An 8,488-nucleotide genomic window follows, 5' to 3' on the forward strand; every position below is an offset into this window, starting at 1 on the left:
TCACCGCAATGCGCAACCTTGTCGAAGCAGCCGAGAACAGCCGGCAGAAGGCCGAAGCAGTCGCCAAAGCGCAGGCCGAACATGTCGACTCGACCGCCGAATTCATCGTGGCCTACGACGCCGCCAAAGCTGCAGGCTTCACCACCGCCCAACTGAAGAAGGGCGGCTACGTCCGGCCATCACTGAAGGGAGTCGCAAAACCGGCCACCAGCAAGAAAGAACCCACGCAGACCCCGCCGGCAGAAACCGCCGCCACCGGCGGCGAACCCCACGGGCACGACAGTGGGCAGCAGAACCATGCCGCACCGGCGTCGGAGGAACACCGGAGTGATCACCACAACGAGCACGGCGAGCACGACGCCATGGCGAGCTGACATGACATCCCGTCGACAACCAGAGGGGGCTGTGCGATGAGCACCGACCGAACCGACGCGATCACCCATATCGAGCTGGCCTGCGACGTCTGCGCGCTGGAACCCCGGGACGGGGGAGCGGGACCGCGGGGCGCATGGTGGGCGGTGGCCATGAAAGATTGCTGCGCCGGCGGACAGCTCATGGCCCACCTCGCGTGCGACGAGCACTTCTTCGATCTGATTTCACAGAAGCTGCCCGGCGTATGCACGAGTTGTGGCCACCTGAGCCGGACCCTGTCCGACGTCGTCGATGTCGCATGGACGATAGGAACCGGAACCGACCTGCCCGGCCGGCCGGGACGATGACCCAAGCTGTCGCACTGCTCGGTGGAGGCGTCCGCCGAGCGTGCACTTGCTGCAGCGCTGTCGAATACTTCGGCGGCGCTGCAGGTCGAGTCGGTACCGCCGCCCCCCGCGGGGCCGCAGTACCGACTCTGTATCCGGGACCGCAAGACCCCCTCCGGGTGAGGTCCGATGTCCTCCGCGCGCCGTAGTCGTAACCGCGTCACCCCAGACGGGGGCGCGTTCGACCCCGATCGAGGATCCAGCGGAGAGCTGGAGAAGAAGCAAGGGGTGGTGCTCCCGCACGCATCCTTCGCCGACCGAGCCGCGAATCGCGAGCATGCCCGCGGCCTCGATACCGACATCGAAGGACTGCCCGGTCTGACACGCGCGCGCCGCGACCTCGAACGCGCCTTCCCCCGCAACACCGCCGCGCCGATCACGAACGAACGAAAAAGACGTTCGCTGCCGGCCGCGATCGAACTCCGTCGAAGCCTCAGCGCCCGCCAGCGCAATGCGCGATCAGCCACCAAAAGGACTGTCGAGCAGAGCGTTCCCCGAGCCCAGCACCGTGCGATGAGCACACTGATCGGAGATCCAGAAAATTGGAAACGCACCAACGACGCATTGTCCGATGTCAACGGTGATGCAGTTCGGCTCGACGACGACCAGCGCCGCCACATCCAGAGAGTCGACCGCGCAATCCAGCGATACGAGCGTGAGTCCGGACGTGGACACCTGGTCTACACCGTTGTGAGCTTGCCCCACGCCGTCATCCATCCATCCGAGCTACCCGAGACCCTCTCACCCGGCTCGGTCATAGCTTTCGACCGCTTCACCGGCGCCCGCCACTCGATCCACGAACTCGACGCACACAGCCATCCGACGGACGCCGTATTCGAGATCCAAACAACACGAGGGCTGTACCTCGGAGCATCGGACAAGGGCGACGACACGAGCCACCTCCTCCCACGGGGCACCCGCTACCGAGTCGTCAACTCGCACTTCGTCCCCTACGAGCGACCAGGTCAGAGGGTCAGGGAAAGGCTCGTCGTGCAACTCGAAGACATCGACACGGACTGACCATCAGCGAAAGGAACAAACAGACATGCCCACCGAAAAGGCCTCACCGCCACCACACCGACGAGAACGCCGCGCACCATGGCAATTTCATCCAGACATCATGCCGCGCGCCGACTTTCGCGCCGTCCAAGCCGAAGACCCCCAGACCGGACCCATCGACGGAGCCATCGACACCGGCGAAGAATCGGAATAGAGACGGTCACTTGTCATGGGCCCTGCGCGATCGGATGCTCTCGTCGAGCCACTCCGCACCATGATGACGGCCACAAAACGTGATACGCGCCCAAAACAAACCTCATCGGTTGCTTCTAACGTAGCCAGGGTGGAGCATACGAGTCATGCCTGTCTCTGAACTTCTGCGCCTCGGCAATGCTCGACCAATCGTCCGATGGGGCGACCCTGTCCTGCACACATCGGCTCGACCGGTGACCGACTTCGGTCCTGATCTGCAAAGTCTGCTTGCCGATATGTTCGCGACCAATACTGCTGCGGACGGTGCCGGCCTCGCCGCTCAGCAGGTAGGCATCGACCTTGCGGTGTTCATCTACGATTGCAGTGACGAGACCGGGACACGGCGAACTGGTGTCGTCTGCAATCCGGTAGTCGAACTCGCCGAAGGAAACGATCGACACCTCATCGATTTCGGTGAAGGATGCTTGTCCCTCCCCGGCGCATACACCGACCTCGCACGGCCAGAGTTCTCTATCTGTCGAGGACAGGACCAGTACGGTAACCAGATCGAACTCAACGCAGGCGGCACGCTCGGGCGTTGTTTCCAACACGAAACCGATCACATCAACGGTATCGTTTTCGGCGACCGCCTCTCGAAGCGCAAACGTAAACAGCTCTATCGTGACCACGAGACGGTCTCTGAGCAGTACAGCAACGATTGGCCAACACGATAGATTCTGCTCCGGAAGCAGTGACCGCTCTGCTCCGCCTACCCACCCGGTGACGTCAAGACCTTCACGAAGCCTGACATTCATCTACACGAAACAGTAGGTCGAACCCTCAACGCATCCATGGCTCGCTATTGCACGGCAACGGACCATATGGTCTTGTATCCTGGGCTAGGGAACAGGAGTTCGGGGAACATATGCCTTACGCAATGGCTGCGGCGTCGCTACGGGCCGCGATTCCAGAGGTAGTGACGGCGTACAGAACCACTTTGCTACGCGAGAATAGTCCCCTCGGGATCAATCCGGGGGTGTGGTCACAGTGCCGCCGCCAAGCACTGGCAATCCTCAACGAGTGCGTAGATGCATTAGGCCTTCCCACGTCTTCGACTACTCGGTCGGCGATTCCAGACGAGTACACCCGGTTGCTCGGCTCGCATCGAGCCCTACAGGCAATACCGGCTTCGGAGTCCGTGCGAGCTGTGGAGATTCTGTGGTCATCCCTTGAGCCTGCAATAGAGCTGGCCGCCAAAGAGGCACCCTTGACACACCGACCTGGGGTCTGGAGACGCATCAACGCCGCTTTTCGCCTTGCTGCCGGTGGCCGCCTTCACACGGGCATGCTCAGCTACGAGGAGACCCGAGGCCATTTGAGGGACAGGCAACTTCGAGTGCTTGAGGCCGCGTCAGACGCATCTTTGACCAACCGGGAGCTTGAAGTGTTGGAGGCTGTGGCGTTCGCGATGACCAACCGGCAGATCGCTCGCACTCTGAATATTTCAGAGCTCACAGTCAAGCGGCATCTGTCCAACGCCTATCTGAAACTTGGGGCGTCGTCCCGTATGGACGCGTTGCACAGGCTATTCGGCAGCCGCATCTAGCGGCCCGCAATTTCATACCGCGCGCACCAGGAGGGTGCCGAGCATCGCGAGGTTTGCTGCGTACTGGGTGGCCATGAAAGCGCGGTACCCGCAGCGCCGTGCCTTCAGGTCATAGTCGTTCGCCCGCGCGCATAGCGCCATCACCCAGAGAGCTCCAGCAGTCAACGGCAATGTTCCGAACAGTGCGAGCGGTGCCCATAGCAGTGAGGCGATCGGTGCGCATACTCCAACGACAGTCGTTCCGAATATGGCCAGCCGCCGTGCAGAGCTGAGTCCACGTTGCGCTGCCAGAGTGCGCCTCCCACCAATGGCGTCCCCGTGGGCATCGGATAGGTCCTTCACGACCGCTCCCACCAACGCCATCCATGTTGCCATCGATGCGCAGAAGACTTGTTCCGTACGCCCAAATCCTCCGCCGCCGGCGGCCGCTCCGGCAGCATAACTTGCCCAGCCGAGGCCGAATATCACTACAGAAGAAGACAAACTCCAACGCTTGGCAGCCAGTGGCGGTGCCGAGTACACCCACCCAAGCGTCAGGAAGGCGAAGGTCCAGCACCACATCTCGCGCCCCGCAACTGCAGCCATCAGCAGGGCTGTGATCGCCGTAGCCACGCTGACCCACCGGGCTGTACGGACTGCCAGTTCCCCCCGCGCAATCGGTCGCTGCGACGCGTTTGCCACATCCTCAAGGACGTCAGTCACACCATTGAACAAGTACGTCGATATCACGACGGCCCACCAGGTCAACGCGCCGGCCGCTAATTGTCCGACACCGACAGGCCCTGCAGTCGCTGATACGCCGGCAATTCCAACCGCGAATCGAAGCAGATAGACACCTTGGACCTGCGGTCTGGCCTCCACGAAGCACAACCATGCATTTCTTGCGGGACTCGACGCGCCCCCAGGACGACCTACCTGTGTGCCGTGCTTGACCGACTCACACCGATACGACCACCCATCTGACACAGCCGGAGCCTAGCTGTCGCAGTGCACGAAGGTTTCTGCCCGGACTTGTCTTCGCTAAAACTACATCCAAAGTTGTAGTTTTCTGAGGTATTACCTACTCCCTTCGTGCCACAAAGGGGACCAACGTATTCGCTGCTAGGCAGACTCGACTGGTACCGAAATGCACAGCAGGCGTACTGCAACTCTCCGAGTAAGCGAGGACCATGAGCAATCCGTTCGACGATGAAGACGGCAGCTATTTCGTTCTCACCAACGAGGAGGGGCAGCACTCTCTCTGGCCGGTCTTTATCGACGTCCCGGCCGGTTGGTCAAGAGTGTTCGGCGAGGCCAAGCGGACTGCTTGTCTGGAGTACGTCGACACCCACTGGACCGATTTGCGCCCCAAGTCACTCGCCATTGCTCAGGCCGAAAACCGCAGCCAGACAACTAATGTCGGACCAACTATGCGGCCGGGAACGACCAATTCGGTTGAGGGCATCCCAGCCGATGCCTACCACAACGAAATTAGGTCGTAGCTCGATGGGAGCACAGTCAGGCTCGTCCGTCGCGGACGTTGTTGGGGTCGGTTTTGGACCCTCCAACCTCGCTCTCGCGATAGCTCTTCAAGAGTCCATCCAGCCCGGACCGGTGCCGGCAAAGTTCAGCATGAAGTTCTACGAGCTCCAGCCTCGTTTCGGCTGGCACCGTGGGATGCTCATGGAGGATGCGACCATGCAGGTCTCTTTTCTCAAAGACCTTGCCACCATGCGCAATCCGATGAGTCGGTATACGTTTGTGTCCTACCTCCGAGAGAAAGAGAGAATTGCTGAGTTCATCAACAGCAAAACTCTCTACCCACTGCGGGTGGAGTTTCATGACTACCTGGAGTGGGCAGCTAGCCAATTTCAGTCAAACGTCTCGTACGGGTCCGAGATCAAAGACATCCGACCAGTAGTCGAGAATGGCGTGGTGGAGTACGTCGATGTAGTCGGCCCAGATGACGTTGTTCAGCGGGCGCGGAACATCGTGATCGGAATGGGTTTGACGCCTCGACTTCCCGATGGTGTCAACAGATCTGAGCGGATCTGGCACAGCTCCCAACTGCTGGGCAGAGCAGCCGCAGTTACATACGTCCCTCAAAATTTTGTCGTCGTGGGCTCTGGCCAAAGTGCCGCCGAAGTTGCTGACTACCTTCATCGGACTTTCCCTCGCGCCAATGTGCACACCGTCCTGTCCCGCTACGGCTACAGCGTCGCCGATGACAGCCCGTATGCGAATGGAATTTTCGATCCGGAGGGAGTTGACCGGTTCTTCTCCGCTCCGACCGACGAGAAGCAGAGGCTCCTCGAATACCACGCCAACACCAATTACTCAGTGGTCGATCTCGATATTTCACAGTCGCTGTATCTCAAGAGCTACCAGGAGAAGGTCCTGGGCAAACAGCGGTTACGGATGATCAACACCTCGCGCGTCACATCCGTCGACGAGGACACAGACGGCGTACGGGTCGAGGTCACATCCTCGGCCACCGGTCTGACCCATACCATCGAAGCAGACGTGATCGTCTACGCCACCGGCTACCGGCCAAGTGACCCGGCACCGCTACTCCAGGGCCTGATGCGCGAATGTAAGCACGACGAGCAGGGACGGCTCAGCGTGGGACGCGACTACCGAGTGACGACGTCGGATGCGGTGCGCGCCGGTATCTATGTGCACGGTGCCAGTACCGAACACAGCCATGGACTTTCTGCTGGTCTCCTGTCCAACACTGCAGTCAGATCCGGTGAAATCGCCCAATCCATTCTCAGGAGATGACCATGTACGTCCCCCGGATCTACAAGGCAAGTGATCGGACATGGCTGCGCCGCGTGGTTGCGCAGTACCCTTTTGCGGCTCTGATCTCAAACGGCCCCAAGGCCCCGTACGCCACCCATTTGCCAGTCATCTGTGCTCCCTGCGCCCCTTCAGAGAGCGAGGACTTAGAAGGATCGACACTGTTTGGGCACATGAACCGGGCCAATCCCCACTGGGACTCGCTCGTCGACGGTGCGGATGCCCAACTTATTTTCACCGGGCCTCATGGGTATGTCACCCCAAGTGTCTACCAACGCGATTCTGTAGCACCGACCTGGAACTACGTCTCGGTACATCTCCGAGGAAAGCTGCAACCTGTTGCCGATTTCGAGGAGACGCTCAAGGTCGTTCAATTGACAGTCAGTACGTACGAGCAGAAATTCGGCAGCGGGTGGGAGATGGACAGTTCGCTGGACCACTACCGAAGGATCGGTCCGGCTGTGGGTGCATTCAGTTTTGAGGTGGAATCGGCGGATGGCATGTTCAAGCTCAGCCAGGAGCAGAACCTCGAGACCAGGCGACGGGTGGCGGACCACTTCAGCGCGAACCACGCCGGGCGAGGCAAAGAACTAGCTTCGTTCATGCGGGAGTACAGCCATGGTGACTACAACAACTTCTGATGGGGACATGTCGGACGCACCGACGGAACCCACGGCCCGGGAGCCTTTTGCGCCAAAAGAGCATTCCGTGCCCGCCATTTGTAAACCTTCAATTTCGCACCGGCTCAGCCATTTCGGCCTGGTCTGTTCATCGGTTTACGGATGCAAGCGGAGTTTATAAATTGTGCTACTGCTCTCACGCACCTTGTCCGCCGCCATTCCGACTCGTCGAGCAGGTCAATCGTTCAACCTTCGGAATGAAGTTGGGATTCCGGGGGATTGCTTCCGGACCAAAATCCGGCAAAAGAGCCGACCGGCGAACGTGACCAAGTCGGTGTCATCGCCAGAGAAAGCCAGAAGGTTGGTAATGGATTACGACGTTGTTGTTGTTGGGGCGCGATGTGCCGGCGCTTCGGTGGCACTGCTGTTAGCCAGACAGGGGCGAAGTGTTCTGCTGGTCGATAGGGCCTCCTTTCCGGCGGACACCATGTCCACGTTGTATATCCAGCACCCTGGGGTCGTGAGACTCGCACAGTGGGGGATGCTCGATGATGTTGTGGCCTCCGGTTGTCCGCCTTTGGGCACTATTAGTCACGATGTGGATGGACTGAGTCTGATCGCTGCTACCCCGGCGAAGGACGGTGTTAATGCCGCTTACGCACCACGGCGGTACATACTCGACGATCTACTCATTCGAGCTGCCGTGTCAGCGGGCGCGGAGTTCTCGGATCGGACGTCGGTCCTAGAATTGATTTGGCACGACGAACGCGTCGCCGGAGTTCGCCTCCGGAGTGGAAATTCGACCACATCGGTGTCTGCTCGATTGGTTATTGGGGCCGACGGTATGCGATCAAAGGTCGCGGAACTTGTTCAGGCACCGATCCTCCGATCGGCACCCATAGCAAGCTGCGTGTACTACACCTTCTGGCAAGGCTTGCGAACAGGATTCGGATTCCATGAGCGAGTCGGCCGCTGGATAGCCCGTATTCCAACACATGACGACCTGACAATTGTGGCAGCTTACCTGCCGCAGAGCGAATTCTCGGTCGTTCGGCGGGACCCGCAGAGGGCGTACTTGTCCGCGATCGAATCGACAGCGCCGGATTTATACGAACAAATTATGGCACTCGACCGAGTGGATCGGTGGTGGGGTACGGGGGACCAACGCAACTATTTCCGTAAATCGCACGGTCCGGGCTGGGCATTGACGGGGGATGCGGCTCACCACCTTGACTCGATCAGCGCCCGCGGCATCACCAATGCGCTGATTCAAGCCGACCTGCTCACCGATTCTATTTCCGGGGTGGATGTCGGGAACTCGGTCGCAGTAGATGAGGCGATGGTGCACTTTGCACTGTCGACAGGAGCTGTTCTAGAGGAGCCGTACATGAGTACTCTCGCCCTGGCGAAGCTTCAACCGACGAAGTCCCGGTTGCGCATGCTGCATGCCATTGCCAATTCGCCCGAACTTACATCTCGGTACTTCGGTTTGGTTTCGGGGGCCATCGGGATGCGCGAATTTATGTCGGCCGAGC

General features: G+C 59.9%; 11 protein-coding genes. 10 read left to right on the forward strand and 1 reads right to left on the reverse strand.

What is annotated here, in order from left to right:
* The 6 genes from CH256_RS28115 to CH256_RS28605 form a co-directional block, all read left to right on the forward strand.
* Window positions 1–374 (forward strand): hypothetical protein (locus tag CH256_RS28115; protein WP_179272121.1); only part of this gene is annotated, 374 nt, incomplete at its 5' end.
* A gap of 36 nt (window positions 375–410) precedes the next feature.
* On the forward strand, window positions 411–719 hold the full coding sequence (locus tag CH256_RS15315; RefSeq protein ID WP_015586159.1) for a hypothetical protein: 309 nt from the start codon (window positions 411–413) through the stop codon (window positions 717–719).
* Between the two features lie 168 nt (window positions 720–887).
* Entirely contained in the window at window positions 888–1,778 is an 891-nt protein-coding gene (locus CH256_RS15320) for a hypothetical protein (protein WP_015586160.1), read from the forward strand.
* Between the two features lie 25 nt (window positions 1,779–1,803).
* Window positions 1,804–1,971, forward strand: coding sequence for a hypothetical protein (locus CH256_RS28120; protein ID WP_155289036.1), 168 nt, complete (start codon window positions 1,804–1,806; stop codon window positions 1,969–1,971).
* Window positions 1,972–2,116: 145 nt separating this feature from the next.
* Complete coding sequence (def, locus tag CH256_RS15325; RefSeq protein ID WP_015586162.1) at window positions 2,117–2,683, forward strand: peptide deformylase; 567 nt, start codon at window positions 2,117–2,119, stop codon at window positions 2,681–2,683.
* Between the two features lie 611 nt (window positions 2,684–3,294).
* A complete protein-coding gene (locus CH256_RS28605; protein ID WP_080730074.1) occupies window positions 3,295–3,555 on the forward strand; it encodes a helix-turn-helix domain-containing protein in 261 nt (86 codons plus the stop codon).
* A gap of 12 nt (window positions 3,556–3,567) precedes the next feature.
* Here CH256_RS28605 and CH256_RS15335 read toward each other — a convergent pair whose 3' ends face one another.
* Complete coding sequence (locus tag CH256_RS15335; RefSeq protein WP_080730065.1) at window positions 3,568–4,521, reverse strand: UbiA family prenyltransferase; 954 nt, start codon at window positions 4,519–4,521, stop codon at window positions 3,568–3,570.
* 203 nt (window positions 4,522–4,724) lie between these two features.
* Here CH256_RS15335 and CH256_RS15340 point away from each other — a divergent pair, with 203 nt between their 5' ends.
* From CH256_RS15340 to CH256_RS15355, 4 genes are all read left to right on the forward strand, one after another.
* Window positions 4,725–5,036: an MbtH family protein gene (locus CH256_RS15340; protein ID WP_015586165.1), complete on the forward strand. Its 312-nt coding sequence runs from the start codon at window positions 4,725–4,727 to the stop codon at window positions 5,034–5,036.
* Window positions 5,037–5,040: 4 nt separating this feature from the next.
* Window positions 5,041–6,315, forward strand: a complete 1,275-nt coding sequence (locus CH256_RS15345; protein WP_015586166.1) for a lysine N(6)-hydroxylase/L-ornithine N(5)-oxygenase family protein — start codon at window positions 5,041–5,043, stop codon at window positions 6,313–6,315.
* Window positions 6,312–6,974, forward strand: coding sequence for an FMN-binding negative transcriptional regulator (locus tag CH256_RS15350; protein WP_202902192.1), 663 nt, complete (start codon window positions 6,312–6,314; stop codon window positions 6,972–6,974). Before CH256_RS15345 ends, CH256_RS15350 begins: the two co-directional genes overlap by 4 nt.
* A 346-nt stretch (window positions 6,975–7,320) precedes the next feature.
* Window positions 7,321–8,488, forward strand: a 1,168-nt coding sequence (locus CH256_RS15355) for an NAD(P)/FAD-dependent oxidoreductase (protein ID WP_094669991.1), incomplete at its 3' end; no start/stop codon positions are given.

This window comes from Rhodococcus sp. 05-2254-6, from assembly GCF_002258565.1.
In the GTDB taxonomy this organism is placed as follows: domain Bacteria; phylum Actinomycetota; class Actinomycetes; order Mycobacteriales; family Mycobacteriaceae; genus Rhodococcoides.

Coding starts and splice junctions, on each gene's coding strand:
- CH256_RS15315 (WP_015586159.1), top strand. CDS start 411: ATGAGCACCGACCGAACCGACGCGATCACCCATATCGAGCTGGCCTGC.
- CH256_RS15320 (WP_015586160.1), top strand. CDS start 888: ATGTCCTCCGCGCGCCGTAGTCGTAACCGCGTCACCCCAGACGGGGGC.
- CH256_RS28120 (WP_155289036.1), top strand. CDS start 1,804: ATGCCCACCGAAAAGGCCTCACCGCCACCACACCGACGAGAACGCCGC.
- def (WP_015586162.1), top strand. CDS start 2,117: ATGCCTGTCTCTGAACTTCTGCGCCTCGGCAATGCTCGACCAATCGTC.
- CH256_RS28605 (WP_080730074.1), top strand. CDS start 3,295: ATGCTCAGCTACGAGGAGACCCGAGGCCATTTGAGGGACAGGCAACTT.
- CH256_RS15340 (WP_015586165.1), top strand. CDS start 4,725: ATGAGCAATCCGTTCGACGATGAAGACGGCAGCTATTTCGTTCTCACC.
- CH256_RS15345 (WP_015586166.1), top strand. CDS start 5,041: ATGGGAGCACAGTCAGGCTCGTCCGTCGCGGACGTTGTTGGGGTCGGT.
- CH256_RS15350 (WP_202902192.1), top strand. CDS start 6,312: ATGACCATGTACGTCCCCCGGATCTACAAGGCAAGTGATCGGACATGG.